Annotated in this window: 20 protein-coding genes; 1 reads left to right on the top strand and 19 read right to left on the bottom strand. The window is 52.8% G+C overall.

The features are described from left to right. Window positions 1-42 precede the first annotated feature (42 nt). Window positions 43-657, top strand: coding sequence for a YitT family protein (locus HCH_RS13150; protein ID WP_011396758.1), 615 nt, complete (start codon window positions 43-45; stop codon window positions 655-657). Window positions 658-698: 41 nt separating this feature from the next. Here HCH_RS13150 and HCH_RS33790 read toward each other — a convergent pair whose 3' ends face one another. The 19 genes from HCH_RS33790 to HCH_RS13060 all read right to left on the bottom strand — a co-directional run bounded on the left by HCH_RS33790 (window position 699) and on the right by HCH_RS13060 (window position 15,796). Next, entirely contained in the window at window positions 699-887 is a 189-nt protein-coding gene (locus HCH_RS33790; RefSeq protein WP_011396757.1) for a hypothetical protein, read from the bottom strand. Window positions 888-948: 61 nt separating this feature from the next. Beyond that, a complete protein-coding gene (locus tag HCH_RS13145; RefSeq protein WP_011396756.1) occupies window positions 949-1,188 on the bottom strand; it encodes a hypothetical protein in 240 nt (79 codons plus the stop codon). 152 nt (window positions 1,189-1,340) lie between these two features. After that, window positions 1,341-1,997 (bottom strand): hypothetical protein, encoded by a 657-nt coding sequence (locus tag HCH_RS13140; protein WP_011396755.1) that lies wholly within the window; start codon window positions 1,995-1,997, stop codon window positions 1,341-1,343. 68 nt (window positions 1,998-2,065) lie between these two features. Continuing rightward, window positions 2,066-2,506 (bottom strand): hypothetical protein, encoded by a 441-nt coding sequence (locus HCH_RS13135; RefSeq protein WP_011396754.1) that lies wholly within the window; start codon window positions 2,504-2,506, stop codon window positions 2,066-2,068. A 455-nt stretch (window positions 2,507-2,961) separates the two neighbouring features. Beyond that, the gene (locus HCH_RS13130; RefSeq protein WP_011396753.1) at window positions 2,962-3,405 is read right to left on the bottom strand and encodes a hypothetical protein; all 444 of its coding nucleotides are present in this window, start codon (window positions 3,403-3,405) and stop codon (window positions 2,962-2,964) included. A gap of 7 nt (window positions 3,406-3,412) precedes the next feature. Continuing rightward, window positions 3,413-4,459 (bottom strand): hypothetical protein, encoded by a 1,047-nt coding sequence (locus tag HCH_RS13125; protein ID WP_011396752.1) that lies wholly within the window; start codon window positions 4,457-4,459, stop codon window positions 3,413-3,415. Continuing rightward, window positions 4,459-4,881, bottom strand: a complete 423-nt coding sequence (locus tag HCH_RS13120; protein WP_011396751.1) for a hypothetical protein — start codon at window positions 4,879-4,881, stop codon at window positions 4,459-4,461. The genes HCH_RS13125 and HCH_RS13120 overlap by 1 nt, the downstream gene beginning before the upstream one ends. Before the next feature lie 2 nt (window positions 4,882-4,883). Then, window positions 4,884-7,397, bottom strand: a complete 2,514-nt coding sequence (locus tag HCH_RS13115; protein ID WP_011396750.1) for a LamG-like jellyroll fold domain-containing protein — start codon at window positions 7,395-7,397, stop codon at window positions 4,884-4,886. Next, window positions 7,398-7,928, bottom strand: a complete 531-nt coding sequence (locus HCH_RS13110; RefSeq protein WP_011396749.1) for a hypothetical protein — start codon at window positions 7,926-7,928, stop codon at window positions 7,398-7,400. It abuts the gene before it with no gap. Continuing rightward, window positions 7,925-10,276 carry a hypothetical protein gene (locus HCH_RS13105; RefSeq protein WP_011396748.1) on the bottom strand — a complete coding sequence of 784 codons (2,352 nt, stop codon included), beginning with the start codon at window positions 10,274-10,276 and terminating at the stop codon, window positions 7,925-7,927. Before HCH_RS13105 ends, HCH_RS13110 begins: the two co-directional genes overlap by 4 nt. A gap of 109 nt (window positions 10,277-10,385) precedes the next feature. Then, on the bottom strand, window positions 10,386-10,703 hold the full coding sequence (locus HCH_RS13100) for a hypothetical protein (RefSeq protein WP_011396747.1): 318 nt from the start codon (window positions 10,701-10,703) through the stop codon (window positions 10,386-10,388). Window positions 10,704-10,718: 15 nt separating this feature from the next. Beyond that, window positions 10,719-11,462 carry a hypothetical protein gene (locus tag HCH_RS13095; RefSeq protein WP_011396746.1) on the bottom strand — a complete coding sequence of 248 codons (744 nt, stop codon included), beginning with the start codon at window positions 11,460-11,462 and terminating at the stop codon, window positions 10,719-10,721. Between the two features lie 14 nt (window positions 11,463-11,476). Then, a complete protein-coding gene (locus HCH_RS13090) occupies window positions 11,477-11,923 on the bottom strand; it encodes a bacteriocin immunity protein (RefSeq protein WP_011396745.1) in 447 nt (148 codons plus the stop codon). Then, window positions 11,920-12,504, bottom strand: a complete 585-nt coding sequence (locus tag HCH_RS13085) for a phage tail protein (protein WP_011396744.1) — start codon at window positions 12,502-12,504, stop codon at window positions 11,920-11,922. Before HCH_RS13085 ends, HCH_RS13090 begins: the two co-directional genes overlap by 4 nt. Further along, the gene (locus HCH_RS13080; protein WP_011396743.1) at window positions 12,501-12,794 is read right to left on the bottom strand and encodes a hypothetical protein; all 294 of its coding nucleotides are present in this window, start codon (window positions 12,792-12,794) and stop codon (window positions 12,501-12,503) included. Before HCH_RS13080 ends, HCH_RS13085 begins: the two co-directional genes overlap by 4 nt. After that, a complete protein-coding gene (locus tag HCH_RS13075) occupies window positions 12,794-12,985 on the bottom strand; it encodes a hypothetical protein (protein ID WP_011396742.1) in 192 nt (63 codons plus the stop codon). Before HCH_RS13075 ends, HCH_RS13080 begins: the two co-directional genes overlap by 1 nt. Window positions 12,986-13,047: 62 nt before the next feature. Then, the gene (locus tag HCH_RS13070; protein WP_011396741.1) at window positions 13,048-14,055 is read right to left on the bottom strand and encodes a major capsid protein; all 1,008 of its coding nucleotides are present in this window, start codon (window positions 14,053-14,055) and stop codon (window positions 13,048-13,050) included. A gap of 55 nt (window positions 14,056-14,110) precedes the next feature. Then, window positions 14,111-14,473, bottom strand: a complete 363-nt coding sequence (locus HCH_RS33120; RefSeq protein WP_011396740.1) for a head decoration protein — start codon at window positions 14,471-14,473, stop codon at window positions 14,111-14,113. Window positions 14,474-14,512: 39 nt separating this feature from the next. Continuing rightward, on the bottom strand, window positions 14,513-15,796 hold the full coding sequence (locus HCH_RS13060; RefSeq protein ID WP_011396739.1) for a S49 family peptidase: 1,284 nt from the start codon (window positions 15,794-15,796) through the stop codon (window positions 14,513-14,515). Between the last annotated feature and the right edge of the window lie 7 nt (window positions 15,797-15,803).

The following is a 15,803-nucleotide window of genomic DNA, read 5'->3' as shown; positions in this document are numbered from 1 at the left end:
GGTGACTTCCAGGCTGTATTTTCCCCTTCTGACGGATTCACGATGACTAATAGTTCCCTTACCCTACAATCGCACTCACTTCCTGAAGATTTGTTTGCGCTGATCAGCGGCACGGCGTTTGTGGCTTTCGGCGTATTTCTATTCAACGGAGCCGGCTTGCTGACTGGCGGTACGGCGGGGTTGGCGCTGTTATTGACGCATGTGCTGCATATCAGCTTCGGTAAGATTTTCTTCCTGCTTAACCTGCCCTTCTATTGGCTGGCTTTCAAGCAAATGGGGTGGCGGTTCTGCCTCAATACGTTTATCTCCGTCGCCATTGTTTCGCTGGTTGTGGACCACACCGGAGATGTTGTCTCCATTAAATCGATAGAACCCTGGTTCGCAGCGGTTTTCGGCGGCTTTCTGATCGGCATGGGCATGCTGATTCTGTTCCGCCATAAATCCAGTCTGGGCGGCGTCGGCATCCTCGCGCTCTACCTGCAAAAACGCAATATCATGCGCGCCGGGAAGTTTCAGATGATGGTGGATTGCATTATCGTACTGGCGTCCTGCTTTATCGTCACACCCATGATCCTGCTTTACTCCGTGCTCGGCGCCGTGGCGCTAAACCTGCTGCTGACGGTCAACCACAAACCTGGACGCTATCAGGTAGGCTGATTCAGTTTCGGCGGCGTCTTGAGAAACAGGCGCCGCTCCTCTCATAGCTTCTCACGCACGAAACAAAATCCCCGTTGAGTAGCCCAGGCGTTTACCCGCCGCCTCAACCTGTGTCTGGTTCTTTGTCTGAACTGCTTGTTTTGAGACGCCGCGAACAGTAACTCCGCCTCCGCGAACGTCAGTTCGATATCCCACAACCAGTCCGATGCGTCATCTGCCCAGTTGCTCATATGATGCTGAAAAGGGAATAAAACAGGGACTTTAAAGGGAAAAGATTCGGCATACCTTCAATTACTTAAAAAAAGCATTGAACAACATAATTTTAATTGCTCGAAAGCCCAACATAAACAGGATAACAAAGACGATCGGCGCAACGAACGCAATTAGAAGCATCCACCACGGCACTGCATGAATATCGGTATTCATTTCTATACCTAGAACTTTATCGAAGAAAAAAAAGGAAAAATAGACTCCTACGCCGCCGCCAAACACCATTGTCAATTTATCAAAAAAAGAATACTTATCATTCATATACGCTTCTCTTAATCTACTCCGTATATTGCGACATCAAGAAAAAACCTGAAAAGCCATAGACGCACAAGGTATTATCCAGCGTTTCTCTTTCCAGGTGAAAATCATTTTAAAAGTCTCCTAGCTATTTTTTATTTCCACCCGCAAACTACTTATAATTTGACCAACACATACCCACTGCTCATCCGGCCACTGTCAAGCATAGCGGCCAAAGCTTGCGCTTCTATATCGCTGGCGCTGGTCATGAGGATTTTTTTACCCAGTTCCGTTTGCACCATGGCTTTATGGAGTATTTCGTCGTCCAGCATGGTGTAGGCGTAGCGTCCGATGCTTTGTTTGATTCTTGGCGATGCTTTCGCATAGGACTCATCCGAGAATACGACTTCGACGGAAAGTCTGTCGCCTGCAAGGATTGAAGCGGCTTCCACGACATCTTTATCGCTGTACCAGATATCGTCCGGCTCCGTTCCTCTGAACACGAGTTCGCCGGGATGCCGGCTCAGAAACGCAACCAGTTCGACGTCAGGGGCTCCCCGTGAAAACTCAATCACGCCCAGACCTTCCACTTCCTTGAATTGAACCGATGACAGTTTGCTTGGGAGAACATCATTAAAGCGTTTCACCAGAACATCCATGTCCTCTTTCGTTCTATTGTCCGATTGATAATCCTGCACTTGGTAAGTCACTTTCTCGGCGGTCAGGTATTCCAGATCCTTACAGCCTGCGAGGGTGAATAAAGCGGATAATAAGGCGGCCACCGCCAAGCATTGTTTATACGTCTTTGATTGAACGGTTTTGGAGCTATTCAAATATGTTCCCTACAACAAATCTATAGATAAAACTTTCTCTTTGCGTCATTCCCAACAACAAACAGCAGTTAGCGCTCGAGGTAATGTTTTAAGACGCGCTCGCCATTGTCAATCTGCTTGAAAAGCGATGAGACGGTGGCATTACCGACGATGCAGCCTTCTATCGCTTCCATGTTCGTATTGTCGGAGAGATACTGTTCCAACTTCTGTTGATAATACCCCGGAACCAGCTCACGCAAAGCGATCATTGCATACAACTGCGCGGGCTTGGAGCCCTCCAACTGTAGTTTGATAAGCTGCTCTTGAGCATCCACTTGGCTTAGCAAACAACGATAGGCTTCGACATGATCAGGAACGGTCCCAGCGAAACCAGTATGGGAGTCGGTAAAACACTCCGTGTTTTTTAGAATCTCGTAGTCTTCTTCCGAACACTGCCATTCCGCCAGGGATTGACCGGAAAACAAACAAAACAATATTGGTGCAATAATTCTTGAACGATGCGTCTTCATGGGTGGAAGTGTCTGAAATCCTTTAAAAAAAACAGCGCCTGAGCCAGGGTTCGGCTATTTAACCACAGAGCCTGTCCGCGGGGAACAACGGACCTTCAGAGTCCGAGCATTTTCCCGCATTCAGAGACTTAGCCAATCCGGGTGCGACAAACTGTCCTACTAAATCAACATATAGTTGTTATATTTCAATAAATTACAACCATAACTGATTATGTGACGCACTTTTGACGCCCCCATGGATCGCTGAATAAGGTCATATCTATGATGGGTTTATTTGTAGGCGGGATCATCCTGGCCTTACTGACGGCCACTTTATGGGGAATATTTCGCTCTGACGGAGAATGCGAGGCATGCGGAGCGAAGGCGGAGACTAAAATATCATCGCGGGAACTATGCAACCACTGCGCTGAAAATTGGGTTGATGTCGGCGGGCCTTAGTGGCGGGATTTAGTTGATCAAGCCTCTCTTAGGCCTACTATCATCCAACTATCACCGGCTTCCAATGCCTCGCAATAGTATTCATTCACGACGAGTGCGCCGAATCCGTTTTTAGCGCGCACTCTTATCGTTGCAGTGAGCCTCCATTTGCCGGCAACTGTCGCCCAGTCAACGGGAGTACTATCTGGACTGTCAAGCCATTCGGCGGAATCAGGATCATTCAGGTTAGCCCTGAGAGCCCCGCGACAAGCATAAGTCACCTGCGCCTTTGTGCTCAGATCTGACGCGATAGGCCGCTTTGGGTCAGGTTTAAAAAATGCCTTAAAGACGGCAACCGCCGCCAAAACCAGCGCGATTAATGCGAATACAAACAATACCTGCTTAAACGCGCTGTTTGCTTCCTGCAGGTCTGCCTGGCGCTGCGCCCTGCGCTCTTCTATCCGTTGCCGTCCTTTATTCATCCCAACCTCACGCCGAATCCAATAGCACCAGCCCGTCTTGAACGCTATAAATATCCCCTTTCATATTGTAGGGGATGATCGGCAGCTTTTCCCAGCTCTCGTTTATCACGTTGTCGAACTGGTCCCGCGTCACATTGCGGCGCCAGACATGCAGATAAAGATCAGCAACGGTTAACCCGTATCCTTCAAGGTAAGCCACATAATTCTCGGTGGCCGCAATTGACGAGATATCGCCCATATCAGGCTCTAGCGGATCGATGAGCCGCGCAATCTCTGTATCAGTGGCCAGGTCGTAAACAAACAGATAGTTTTGGGTGCCCGCGCCTTCTCTGCCATAAGCATACATACGGTCGCCAGCGACGGCCAATGACCAAGCCAGCGCGGCGTCAGTCATAAGCGTTGCAACCGCTGGCGACGTCGCAAACCCCAAATTGTGGCCAGTAAGCTTAGGCGGATGCGATGCATCCAGATCACTGGTCAAGATGTAGAACTTAGTGGCCGATGCCGCCAATGCCGCTATCCCCTCCCCGCTATCGACCAGTTGCGGATCTATTGTTTGGACAAGCGCTCCACCAAACGTATACTGCCGCACCCGCAGATCAAGAATTGTTCCATGAGGGATGAACAGATACTCGTCACTAACGGCGATGCGGTTGCCGAAATTGCTGTCATAGCCAACCAGTTGACCATTGTTTTCCTTGATGCGCGTGCCGCTGGTGGCGTGTCGCTCCACATAATAGAAGTTGCCATCCCTATACTTCATTGTCTCAAGCAGCGTTGCGCCATCGCCAAAGTCATAGAGGTCATCGATAAGGTGCGCCGACATATCAAAGCGGCGAATACGCCCAGGACGTACGAAGACTGTCGATCCCCGGCCGTCAAGCAGGTGTGCGGTAAAGGTCAACTCCGGATCTGCCTGGCCTTCGCTCGGCGCTCCGAGCGCGCCACTGACTTTAGACGGCAATGCGCCCTTATCATCAGCAGCCCCCAGCCTCCCGCGCCGCCGGGGATGTCGTATCAGGGCGTTAATGTCTCGCTGTAGCCGGTTTGGCATTATACAGACAGCTCCTGCAGGTTATTCGTCGCCAGGCTCAGTTCGGTTGACACCCCCAGCGTCGCGGTGGCGTCTTGCACGCGGACATGGACCGGCAATGCATTGGCCACGCCGCTAAGCAATTGCGTCCCAAGGTTCAACGAGGCGCCAGCAGTGGCCGAGTCTAATCCGCCCGAGGACAAAGCCAGCTTAACCTCTGTCGCTTCGTGCCCATCGCCTGGGTTGGCGTCAGCGATGCTCAACACTATCTGATCAACGCCAGGACTGCTCGCGGCCTCGAACTTCTTGCTGACCTCTACGCTTCCAATGTAGATCACTGTATCGACCGGCCCCGTAGAGCCGTCGACCTTTTGATTAACTGACAACTTAAGCAACTCAGTTGTCAGACCGGAATCAGCATAGGCTTTTAAAGTTATCGCCATGTTTACACCGTAATGGTTAACAAATCTTGAGGGATATAGACAGTCGCAGAGAGTTCGAAGCTGTACTCCAAGGGGTCTCGCGTCGCAGCTGGGATTTCCGGCGTTGCGATTGCAAACTTTGCGTTGTACAGATTGCTTCCGACGTAAGGGGCCGTCATGTTGCCCACATAGCCGGTCCAAGCATCATTTTCGACGAGCGAGTACTGCTGACCTCCAATGTGATTGCCGAGGATAGTTAGGCCGATAGGTGCGGCCGCCCCGCCAATCGAAAACTCGTTAAGCACGTATAGAGCATCGGCGTTTTGAGCCTTTACCCGATAACAAGCCAGCTCTATCTCGGTAAGCGCGGCGCCCGTGTCTAGGTTAAGATCGTGACGCACGCGGCGGACTTTACCTTTGGCCTCCACCTGAATGGACAGCAAATGCATATAGTCGCTACGTTCCGCAACGGGATTGATAGGCATGCTAAATGTCACTGAGTTCTGCCGATGGCTGCCCAAAATGTCCTTCACTGCTTTCCGATAGGCGCAGTTGACGGCTGACTGAAGCGCATCGTAATCACTCAAAACCCATGCCTTATCAAGCCCGACGTAACTGGTTGCGCCTGGCGGGTCCACCAAAAAGGAGTCAAACTCTGTGACGGGATTGTCGAAATCGAGCACAATATTTTCGGACTGTGTAATCGCCCCGATCGCGGCAATCTCCGCCGGCGCTGAGACTGTGAGCGCATAACGCTCCGTCAAGGTCTGGTCCCATCTGGTCGCAATAACGAAGTTAGCCCCGAGCGCCAGATACTGCCGGAGCTGTTCATCAATAATCCAGTTTGTCCCCTTACCGCCTCCCAGGCTGATATAGCCGGATTCCGGCTGCAGCGTGTAAGAGACCGAGCCTTTAAGCGACCATCCTGTGCCACTGACAGCGCCCTCAATCATGTCGCGGTTTGGGAGCGTGTGGTTTTTGGTCGTCAGAAACTCCAGAAATGTAAAAGGCGCGTTCCATTGGTACGCATGAGAGCGTTCGCGCAGGACTGGATATCTGTAATCGATAAATATTTTAACTTCGTTCAGCAGGTCGCGACGGCTTGCAAGCACCACATCAACAGAGTCGGTAATATACTGGCTATCGATTAACTCATGCTCTGCAGGCGGAGCCCACGATGACAATACAGGAACGCCATTCACATCCAGATCGTAGCTAGCCGGGATAGTGGACAGGACATCCTCGAAGTACTGCGTAATCGTGGTGTATCCGTCAAAAACGTGGTCACTATACGCGCCGCCCAGCGCATCAACCATCGACACAGACAGCCGCTCAATGTGTTCCTGGCGGTTGTCCGTGCAAGTCAGGCTAAATATGCCGTCGCCCATGCTGTACTCAGACACATCGACCAGACCCCGAAACAGTCTAAATTCGCTCCCGCCCTCCAAGTAGAAAACCTCTACAGCGGCGCCCAGGTACTGATCGGGATCGATGACACCGGACTCTGGAACAAAGGTGAACTGCGCAACCCGCGCGGAGTCTTCCTCCGCCTCGATTGAGATTGTTCCGATAATCCGCTCGGACACATCTACGCCCGCCATCCGCAGTGAGAATGACCAGGCTGTCGAATTCAGGTCGCCATACACGTTGACAGCCAACGGGAGTGTCATGCTGTCCACGTCGTAAACATCGATGCGAACAGGCAGAGACAAAGCGCCCGTGTCCAACGTCACATCGATTTCAACAGGCAGGCTGTAGCTACCTGTCGCCGGACCAACAGTTATTTCTAGCGGCAGGTCGTAACTTCCCAGCTCAATGACGGGAGGATCGCCTACAATTTGCTCGCCGACCAATTGACCGACTTCTACACTGGTTAACGCCCGACTCCAAACGCCAACGTCATCAACAATCCCGTTCCAGTAATAATTAGCCGATGAGCTATGGGTTTCGTCATCTGACACCCCCAGCGCGCCGCCAAACACCGCCAAATAGGGATCAAGGACTTTATCCGAGGCGACATTTCCAATAAATGTCCCATCAACGTAAAGGTGCAGTCCTGCCGCGTCCTTAACCAGCGTGAAGTCATGCCATTCGTTTAGTGATATGGCACTTGTCCCGACAACTTCCTCTAGCTGTGTGGCCCCAAACGGATAGTTAAGATCACTAACGCCAATGCCGATATAGCGCATTAATAGCGCATACTGCCATTCCCCGCCGTCATTCAATCCTTTGAGATAGGCGCGGACGCGAAGGGTCCAATTGGTGAAGGATGTCGACGAGGTTGTTACAGGCCTGAATATGTAGCCTATCGCACCCTCGCGCGTATTGTCGTGATAGGTTACATCGCGCCCTCGAAACAATGGCGTTTCGACAAGGGATTCATTGAGCTGACCTTCGGTGTAAATATCATTTGGGTTAAAAAGCTCGGCGTTTAGGCCTGAACCCACATGGTCGGTTAAATCCCCATACTCATCCACTTTCCAATAGTGGATCATTCCGTCGGTTAAGGCCTCCGACGCGGTATCATAAAACCCCATTTACACCTGTTCCCCCACCATTTCCCATGACGTCGTAATGCCTGCCATGTCGGTGTTTTCCGCCGGCGGATCGGCGAAAATCAAACTCATAATCGGAAACCAGAACACTTGATAGAAGGACGCACCGGCAACCGGCGTGATAGTGCAATCGCCATTTACCGCGACTGCAAGCTCCGCATCCTGCCGGTTCCCGTCGATCATGATCGCATGCGCATAAGCCGTATAATCAGCCTCCCCCCTGCGATCTGTATCAGCCCCAATATTGATATCGCCGACGCCGCCCACTTTCGACAACGGAGCGATGCTTGCCAGCAACACGGCGCCAGAAAAGTCCACGGATTGAAGGCCGGGCGGATACCATCCCGACCCACTGACAGTTACGCGGTATTTGCCCGACCAGAGCGTCTGCTTGATCGCTGTTGCAGCCGGCCCGATCCGGTGCATCGCTGAACGCTCAAGGCGCTGATAGCTCACGCTCAGGTCTAACCGTGCATCAATCGGGATCTCAACTCCGTCGATAATCAAACTCATGTCTGCTTACGCCCTGTTTTTAGCGCTTGGATTTGCACCGCGCGGCGCAGATCTTTGGTTGTGTTGTTGTCCGCGGTCATTTTGTAGCTGCGTCCATCAAGGTTAAGCGTTACCGGGTTTCCTGATTGCGTCGGCGCTTTTGTCTGCACCAGTCCGCCAGTCGCAAAAGCCGGCAGGCGTCGCCTGCGTAATTCGTCGAAGAAGTCGCGCCCAAAGTACCGGACCACATTCGCAGGCATGACATACTCACCATTAGACAGGCGCGCCAATATGCTGTCGCTCGTGGCTGTACCCGGCCCTCTGATAAAGCCGCCTTGCGCAAAGCCAGGCGCGTTAACGTCGCCACCATCGAGATCAATCCCGCCAGGCTGCTGGAGCACCACGGGCACGACAATCGGGTTTTCGCGGACAATCCGCTTTATGTCTTCGATCAACGCGCGCGCGCCTTCCAGGCTGCCGACCTCATCGAAGTCGAAGGTAATGGAGCTGATGAGGTTGATCTGCGACTGGATTTGTTGGACGGCCTTTTTAGCTTGGTCGATCGCCTTGGCGTTGGACGTTAACAAGCTGTTGGCGGCGCTGGTTTGTACTTCCTGCGCCTTTTTGAGTGCGCCTTCTAAGGCGATCCCACTGGTTTCTCCCGCTTCAGCGATCTGCTCGACGATGTCTTTCGCCTTCAGGGACTCCTCGATCGCTTTTTCAAAATTGCCCTTATCAAGCTCCTTTTGCGCCTTGCGGATCTGGTTAAACAAATCGATGAAATTCAGGTCGCCGCTGTCTTTTCCAGCGTTGCGGATCTTGTCGAACGCCGCCCTAAATTCATCGCCGGCTTTCTGCACCTTGCTGGCCGACCGGTCAAGCGACTTTTCCGACTCGGCAAGTATCTTCTTCTGCTGGACCAGGTAGCTATTTAAAGCCGCCAGTTCATTTTTCAGCAGACGGTCTATCTGCTGGTTGTAGTAGGCCCTGGCGCGAACTGCCGCTGACAGCCCTTTCGTCTGACTGTCCGCCGCTTCCTGTGTGGCCTCGGCGATGTCCTTCGACGCCTGCTCTATCTTCTTGTTGATCTCGTCCATACTGGTATCAACCGAGTCGATAAAGTTGGAGATAATGACCTCTAACGCCACCAACAGAGCGCCGACGATAGTGGCTATTTTCAACCCGCGCAGCGCCAAGTTCAGCGCGCCAACGCCCCGCGCAGCGACAATCGACGCAGCACCAACCGTATAAAGTGTATTTGCGAAGCTCACCAGCTTGATCCCGACAAGCACCTTAGCCATAACCACAGCAGCCTCGACAATCGTGTCGAAGTTCTCCGCGAGAAACAGGGCGCCATCAGCCAGCTTATTGAGTTGCGGCGCCAGGCGAATGACCGCTGCCGTAAGTTTGAGCTGGAGAGTTTTACTGACGATGGTCAGTTGATCGTTCAGGTTTTCCGCGTTGCGTAGGATTTCTTCTGGGATAATGATTCCAAGGTCATCTGCTTTTTGTTTCAGCTCCTGGAGTTTACCGCCGATTTGCACCAGCGCGACCCCCTCGGAATCGAAAAGCTTCATCGCCAGCGCGTTGCGGATGGTGACATCTTCAACGTCCGCTAACTTAGTGATTGCCTCATCAAAGACTTCATTGACCGGGCGAAGACTACCGTCAAGGTTAGTGACATTGATTTGCAGTGCTTTAAGTGCGTCTTTAGCCTCGCCCGTTCCTTGCGCCGCTTCTCCGATACGTCGGCCAAAGCGTTGAAATGCCTGGTCAAAAGTAGCAGTAGCCACACCGGAAAGCTCAGCCGCAAAGCGATAACGCTGCAATTCATCGGTTGTGATTCCAAGCCTCAGAGACGTTTTTGCAATGTTGTCAGCAGCAGATACCGCGCTTTTAGCCAAAGCCGTCAACCCACCGCCACCAAGGGCGATACCACCCAAGGTAGTGATGAGTCCGGCGGTTTTGTTGGCCGCAATCTGCGACGAAAGAGCAACGCCCTCCATGTCGCGACGAATAACTGTCAGGCCTTTTGCGCTTACATTTCGCACGGACGTCGACAGCCTGTCAGCGCTGCCACTCGCAAGCTTTGCCGCGGCGTTAATTGCAACGATGTCGCTTCGCACCCGCGCCAAATTGTCTGCGGAATCGCTAACGCCGCGCAGCGCCACCACCAGGCTTTTCGTTCCGCCGGCAGCCCGCTTGGCGGCCCCAGGGATTGAGTCAAACTCACCAGTTATCCGGACAAACCCCTTACCGGCGGCATCAGCCATCTTGTTGACTGACTGACTCAGGGCTTTCGTTGCTGCGTCTAGTTCACGTTTGAAATCAGCGTTATCGCCAACGAGCCGGAGCTTGACGTCACTCATTGTTTTGAATGCTCCTTTACAGCGGCCACATAAATTGACCATGGATAAGTAAGGACATTGGCATGCCCTAGCGCCGCCAAACGGACAATGTTGTTTTCAAGATCCTGAATTAAGCGCTGGGGTGTTGCGTGCGGACGTCCGCGCCGATCACGGCCGCCCGGAACTGAAAAAAATGCGGGTTGGCCTCTTTACACTTATCAATCACCTTGACCAGCTCACGCGGGGTGAACTGGTTAAGCTCGGCGACGTCCAAAGAGGTCATGAACGCAATTTCGGACGTGATCATCTGCTGTTCTTGAAACAGAAGGCCGTCGACGAGATCCGTTTGGTTCGAGCTTGCAATCATCTTCAGCCACTCTCGGATATCACCGACAGTCAACTCCCTGACAGCTATCTCCCTTTCGCGCACGGTCACTGAGTAGGTCATAAGCCCTCGATAGTGTTACGCCGCTACTTTCTGTGTCCGGCGGAAGTATTGGGATGTAGTGGTTTTGCTGGAGTCGATCAACACCGAGCCGGAGATATCAAACGACGCGAAGTCATCAGAGATTACGCCAACCTCTTGGGCCGGGGACGGCTTGAACTTCCAGACATCGATGATAAACGGGAGGCCGCTTTGCGCATCGTTCACGCCGTCAATGATCATTTCGAAGGTTTTGCCGGAGTTTTTCAGGGAATCAACATAAGTGGCGGCCGCTTTGGTGTAATCAATCTCCAACGCCGTCGCATCAGCAATGCCTCCACCTTCGATAACCTCAATACCGGCGGCAGTGACCGTATAGTCAGTGCCTTCGACTAAAACCGTAGGGCCTGCAGTATCAGTAACCGTCACGGTTTGAGTCGCGTCGATCATAAACGCGGTTCGCAGTAACCCTGAGTCTTTTCCGGTCACTGCCTCGGCGGCAACAGCAGCGCTTGCCTCTGTAGAGGTATCGCCGTAAAGCACCATCGCCAGGTTGGCGCTGTTAAAGTCATGCAACGTCAGAGCAAGGCTTACCGCAGTAATTCGTTCCAACTTGTTAGCCTCGCCACCACCGCCACGATAATTACGCAGCGACTGCGACTCAGACTCAATACCGAAGTTAGCCGCGGATATGTTGCCCAGCTCGTAAAAGGGTCCTGTCGTGCCTGCTTCACGAACCCAAAACTTTCCAGATCCAATATAGGACTCGTCTTTATAACCCATCGTTTATACTCCGCTTATAGACTATTGTGCCGCTGCACATGAGGAATTCTGAATGTCACCATGGCAATTACCACGGCGCCGCTGTCTGATGATTCAATGCCGGACGACTCCGCGAAAACTCGGTCTATCCTGGCAAGTCCTGCTAAGTAATTTTTGTCTTTGAGTACTGCGCGGCGAATATCCTGCTCTAACTTCATGGCTTCGCGCTGCGCGTTCTGGCTGGTCAGTCGTTTGTGCGCTTCGACCAGAACAGAAAGCTCGTCGAGCTGCGTGTGTGGCGATTGATCCGCGATAGTCTGCCCGGCATAGGCAACCACCGCCGTCACACCGTCGTCGAGGTCGTCATTGCTGACGTTGTAAGGCGCTTCTTCGACGTGAGAGATAGTGTTTTCATACTCACCGCCGGCGACAACAGCGCTAAGCTTAGTTACGATCGCGTCTATGATTGCCTCTGCCGTCATCGCCTGCCCCTGCTTTGCCTCAAATACCGGTTGATCTCTTTTTGCATCTGATCACTGATATAGGGATCGACCTGCTCGCCGACATTGCCTTTCACGTTCTGGTATACCTGGGAAATTGACGGCGCATAGCGGACATTAATTTTCCGGTTACCCGTCTTATAGCGCGGCCAGCGCCCGCCCTGTTTTGGCTGCGCTACTGCGATCGCCTCCACCCGGCGATTACCGGCTTTAAGCGTTGTAACAAAGCCACCGCGAATAAGCTTCGCCGCGCCCTTTTTCACGCGCACTTTCACCCCACGCTTTAAAACCCGATGCGGGTAACGCGTCATAAGCGTTCCCCTGCGCGGCGTCTTGATTTCCGCCGCCAAGCGATCCGGGTTTGCCTTAATAAGCGTCATACGCTCTTTGACGTAGTTAAGCTTCAGGTTAACTTGGCCCCGGATCTCGCGGTTAGACAACGTTGCGGCTTTTGACAGCCCCTTGTTCAGAGCCCGCACAGTCATCAGGTCGGCTTCTTTCTTGAGCCCCTCTAACTGCCTGATGGCCGTATCAGCGCCCTTGATATCGAGCTTAAACTTCATTGCTCTTTAAGCCTGTATGCCGCCACGAATCGGTTTTTCCGCACCTCATCGCCCAAAACATAGCTACCGCCAGATTCCAACACTAACGCCTGGCCTTTTCGGGGCGTAATTTCGGATAGAAGGAACTCGGCGACCTGTTCCCGGACGTGTGAGATAGACTCATAGCCGACCAACTCGACGACTTCCTCTTTCACGATGGCGTTACAGTCAACGCCGGCCAGAGCGCCAGGCTCCGCGCGATGCGCAAAGACATCAGCAATCATTTGGCCGGCGTCGTCTGGAAAGCCCATCAGTCGTCGTCGCCAACGCTGACCTCTGGCGCCGCTGGCTTAGGAACAACCGGTTCCAGAGCCTGCTCGCGTTTACTTACCCACGCTTCGCTCGCCTCAAATTCGGTGCCGGCGGGGATTACATGACGCCCTTTTTGATCGATGTCGACGATGCGATGCTTAGCCTTCACCTTGACCTTTTTTGCAGCCATAGTGTTCTCCAATAATTGAGTTTGGTTAGGATTTCAGCGACGAGAAAGGGAGGGGAGCCGCCTTATAGTACTTTGATTTTTGCTGTTCCGTTGATGCGCTTCGGCACAGTCAGAGGAGAGCTTTGTGTCATGAGATATTCAAGGGGAGGATCTTTTTCAGGCCAGTTCTTCGGAAAATACCGCGCCGGCATATATCCCGCCTCACCGTCAAGAATAGCCCCAAACGCCTGAACACCTTCCACTGCCATTGAAACCAGGATAATTTCGTCGTCAGGGATGTACAGTTGTTGCGTTCCGCTCTCGTCTGTGTAATAGCCTTGATAGCTCCAAACTTCTGGGCCTGCAGACCCCAAACGGCCTTTGTAATCAGCCAAATTAACAGTTGGAGCAGTCTCAAGCTGAGTGGAGCTACCACGGCGGGTTTCCATGAGTTCCTTGATGTCTGCGTGCTTCATAAACGCGTTAATAGCTCCACGCCCACCAATCACGTAGTTGCACGGCGCTTTCATGAGCGCAAAAATATCTTCCAGATCCTCTTTGGGTGTGGACGTGCTCTGATCCCAAGCAGCCGCCCCACCGGATACATCCACCGTCAAGTTAGGGTCGCGTCCAAAATCAACGACTGATGTCGGATACTTCTCGCCTGATACAATGATCTGACCAGTACGCAAAGCAGAAGCCGCCATCCACTCCATACGCCGATCAATTGAATCCATTTGGCTATTTAAAATGTCAGCTCGAATGGCGTTCATTCGTTGGGCTGGCGTTAAAGTTCCGCCAATAGGCTCTCCCGCTCGACGCTTCAACGGGCGGTTTGGCAGTACAGGTGTTTTAGGTTTGATGTAGGCTGCCTTGAATTTTTTCAGAGTTGATCCGCGCTCTTTCATCACCTGCCCAGCTACAAGAGGGCTGACGAATGGAGCAATGCGGACGTCTTCATCAATGGCGTCGAAGTCGATCTCATCCGTATCGAACATTATTTCTTCGGTGAAAAACAAGCTCAACAGAAACGGAATATTCCGGTCCATTTCCTGCATTACCGAAAGGAGCGTTGAAGTTTCATAGCTCATTAATTTGTCTCCAAAACTGTTTATCTATCAGGACAGCGTTGCTTCCGCCGTCGAGTTAATAGGCTGTTTTCAATGTGATCGGCGTTTTATCAAACGCCGCCGCTTTTTGGAGATCGGTATAACCCGCGCCCCAGGTCAAAGCCGCTTGATCAAAATCGCCGCCGGTGTAATAAGCACACGTTGCGGCACCGGAAGTTGCGTCTACGTCAAAACCCAGGATGCCGATAGGCACCTCAGAGCCGTCTCCGGCCGCCGCAGCGGCCATTTTTAGCTCACCCGTTGCCGTTACGCGGCCCACAACAGTCCCGCGCGTCCGATTCTCACCGCTTGCAAGGATGCCTGACGCGGTCGAAACCAGTCCGCCAAGCAACAGGGTGTCCGGTGTATAGACTTCAGTCTCTGATCCTGCATGATCCATGTACTATGCCCTCTCGTTAATGGTTTGCATTCGCTACGGTTACGCGCTGCGCTTGGCTTTACCTGTCGCCGCTCGGAAATCAGACAGGATGGTTGCAGCTTCGTCCTGCTTGTCGCCTGTAGGATTTGATGTGTCCGCGCCAACTTTCGGCTGCTCAGTATTGCCCATCGCTGCATCAAGCAGCCCTTGCGGTACACTCCCGGACGCCGCAGTTTTCGGCGCCTTATCGAGCGCCGCTGACGCTTGATCTGCTGGCATGCTGGTTTCAAATGCGAAGTATTCGGCCAGCTCGCGACGTTCTGCGGCGGCCTCGCTTTGTAGGATTGATTTAATCCGTCCACGCTCCTCAGTAGCAGCTTGTGCGCGCTCTTTGGCAACGTCGGCGACGGGTTGCGTTTGTTCGGTTGTCATGTAAACGACCCCTTTATTACTGTTGGTGGTTTTCAAGTACTCACTGAAGATGCCGACGGCTTCGTGACCGTTGACGATTTCGTGCGCAAAGCCGACATCGATCGCTGCCTGCCCACGGTATACTTGGGCCTCGGTAGACATTACCGCCTCGATCGATAGCCCGGTGTTGGTTGCGACTATCCCCGCGAACTGTTCGCGGAGCGTGTGCATCTCTGCCTGAAAACGAGATAGCGTTTCCTCCGGCAAGTCTTCGTAGGGATTGCCCTCTGCCTTGTACTTACCGGAATAGATCAGCGTGACTTTACGCCCCATGGCCGCAAGCTCTTCCTGCCGGCTGACGTGAGCCATGATCACGCCCACGCTACCGGCGACGCCTGATTGCGTGATCAGTCGGCGGCTGGTGGCGCTTGCGATCGCGAAACATGCGCTGCAGGCCATGTCATAAGTAAGCGACCAGATAGGCTTTTGCTTCGCATAAGCGGCGATCATGGCCGTTGTGTCAAAGCATCCAGCGACCTCACCGCCAGGTGAATCCATATCAAGCAATATTCCCCTTACTTCAGGGTCGCCGACCGCATCGTTAATACGTGCAATCAAACCGTCGTAACCGGTCATGCCGCTGGTCGGGCGCAGATAGCCGAATTTATGAACCAAGGTGCCCGACACAGGCACGATCGCGACCCCATCCACAACTTGGTATGGGCGTTCACGCGCTCGGTTTGGTCCATAACTGGCGGCCTTGGAACGCATTTTTTCGCCCAAGATCACCTCACCGTCTGGGGCTTTGATTTCGACGATATCCAGGCGACTACTCAGCGCAGAAAAGAAGGTCTTTGCGTAAGCAGGTTCGACCGCCAAGGGAGTGTTGAATACCCGGCTGGCTAAGTTCGCGTAATTCGTATTTGCTGGCATGGTGACT

Origin of the sequence: Hahella chejuensis KCTC 2396, from assembly GCF_000012985.1 — a bacterium.
GTDB lineage: Bacteria > Pseudomonadota > Gammaproteobacteria > Pseudomonadales > Oleiphilaceae > Hahella > Hahella chejuensis.
The sequence above is the reverse complement of the archived record's forward strand: the minus strand, read 5'-3'. Positions and strand labels throughout refer to the sequence as shown.

Bases quoted from the DNA above. Each gene is read 5' to 3' on its own strand.
- HCH_RS13145 (WP_011396756.1), bottom strand. From the start codon at position 1,188: ATGAATGATAAGTATTCTTTTTTTGATAAATTGACAATGGTGTTTGGC.
- HCH_RS13150 (WP_011396758.1), top strand. From the start codon at position 43: ATGACTAATAGTTCCCTTACCCTACAATCGCACTCACTTCCTGAAGAT.
- HCH_RS13070 (WP_011396741.1), bottom strand. From the start codon at position 14,055: ATGAGCTATGAAACTTCAACGCTCCTTTCGGTAATGCAGGAAATGGAC.
- HCH_RS13095 (WP_011396746.1), bottom strand. From the start codon at position 11,462: ATGGGTTATAAAGACGAGTCCTATATTGGATCTGGAAAGTTTTGGGTT.
- HCH_RS13125 (WP_011396752.1), bottom strand. From the start codon at position 4,459: ATGCCAAACCGGCTACAGCGAGACATTAACGCCCTGATACGACATCCC.
- HCH_RS13085 (WP_011396744.1), bottom strand. From the start codon at position 12,504: ATGAAGTTTAAGCTCGATATCAAGGGCGCTGATACGGCCATCAGGCAG.
- HCH_RS13090 (WP_011396745.1), bottom strand. From the start codon at position 11,923: ATGACGGCAGAGGCAATCATAGACGCGATCGTAACTAAGCTTAGCGCT.
- HCH_RS13080 (WP_011396743.1), bottom strand. From the start codon at position 12,794: ATGGGCTTTCCAGACGACGCCGGCCAAATGATTGCTGATGTCTTTGCG.
- HCH_RS13120 (WP_011396751.1), bottom strand. From the start codon at position 4,881: ATGGCGATAACTTTAAAAGCCTATGCTGATTCCGGTCTGACAACTGAG.
- HCH_RS13115 (WP_011396750.1), bottom strand. From the start codon at position 7,397: ATGGGGTTTTATGATACCGCGTCGGAGGCCTTAACCGACGGAATGATC.
- HCH_RS13075 (WP_011396742.1), bottom strand. From the start codon at position 12,985: ATGGCTGCAAAAAAGGTCAAGGTGAAGGCTAAGCATCGCATCGTCGAC.
- HCH_RS13100 (WP_011396747.1), bottom strand. From the start codon at position 10,703: ATGACCTACTCAGTGACCGTGCGCGAAAGGGAGATAGCTGTCAGGGAG.
- HCH_RS13105 (WP_011396748.1), bottom strand. From the start codon at position 10,276: ATGAGTGACGTCAAGCTCCGGCTCGTTGGCGATAACGCTGATTTCAAA.
- HCH_RS13110 (WP_011396749.1), bottom strand. From the start codon at position 7,928: ATGAGTTTGATTATCGACGGAGTTGAGATCCCGATTGATGCACGGTTA.
- HCH_RS33790 (WP_011396757.1), bottom strand. From the start codon at position 887: ATGAGCAACTGGGCAGATGACGCATCGGACTGGTTGTGGGATATCGAA.
- HCH_RS33120 (WP_011396740.1), bottom strand. From the start codon at position 14,473: ATGGATCATGCAGGATCAGAGACTGAAGTCTATACACCGGACACCCTG.
- HCH_RS13135 (WP_011396754.1), bottom strand. From the start codon at position 2,506: ATGAAGACGCATCGTTCAAGAATTATTGCACCAATATTGTTTTGTTTG.
- HCH_RS13130 (WP_011396753.1), bottom strand. From the start codon at position 3,405: ATGAATAAAGGACGGCAACGGATAGAAGAGCGCAGGGCGCAGCGCCAG.
- HCH_RS13060 (WP_011396739.1), bottom strand. From the start codon at position 15,796: ATGCCAGCAAATACGAATTACGCGAACTTAGCCAGCCGGGTATTCAAC.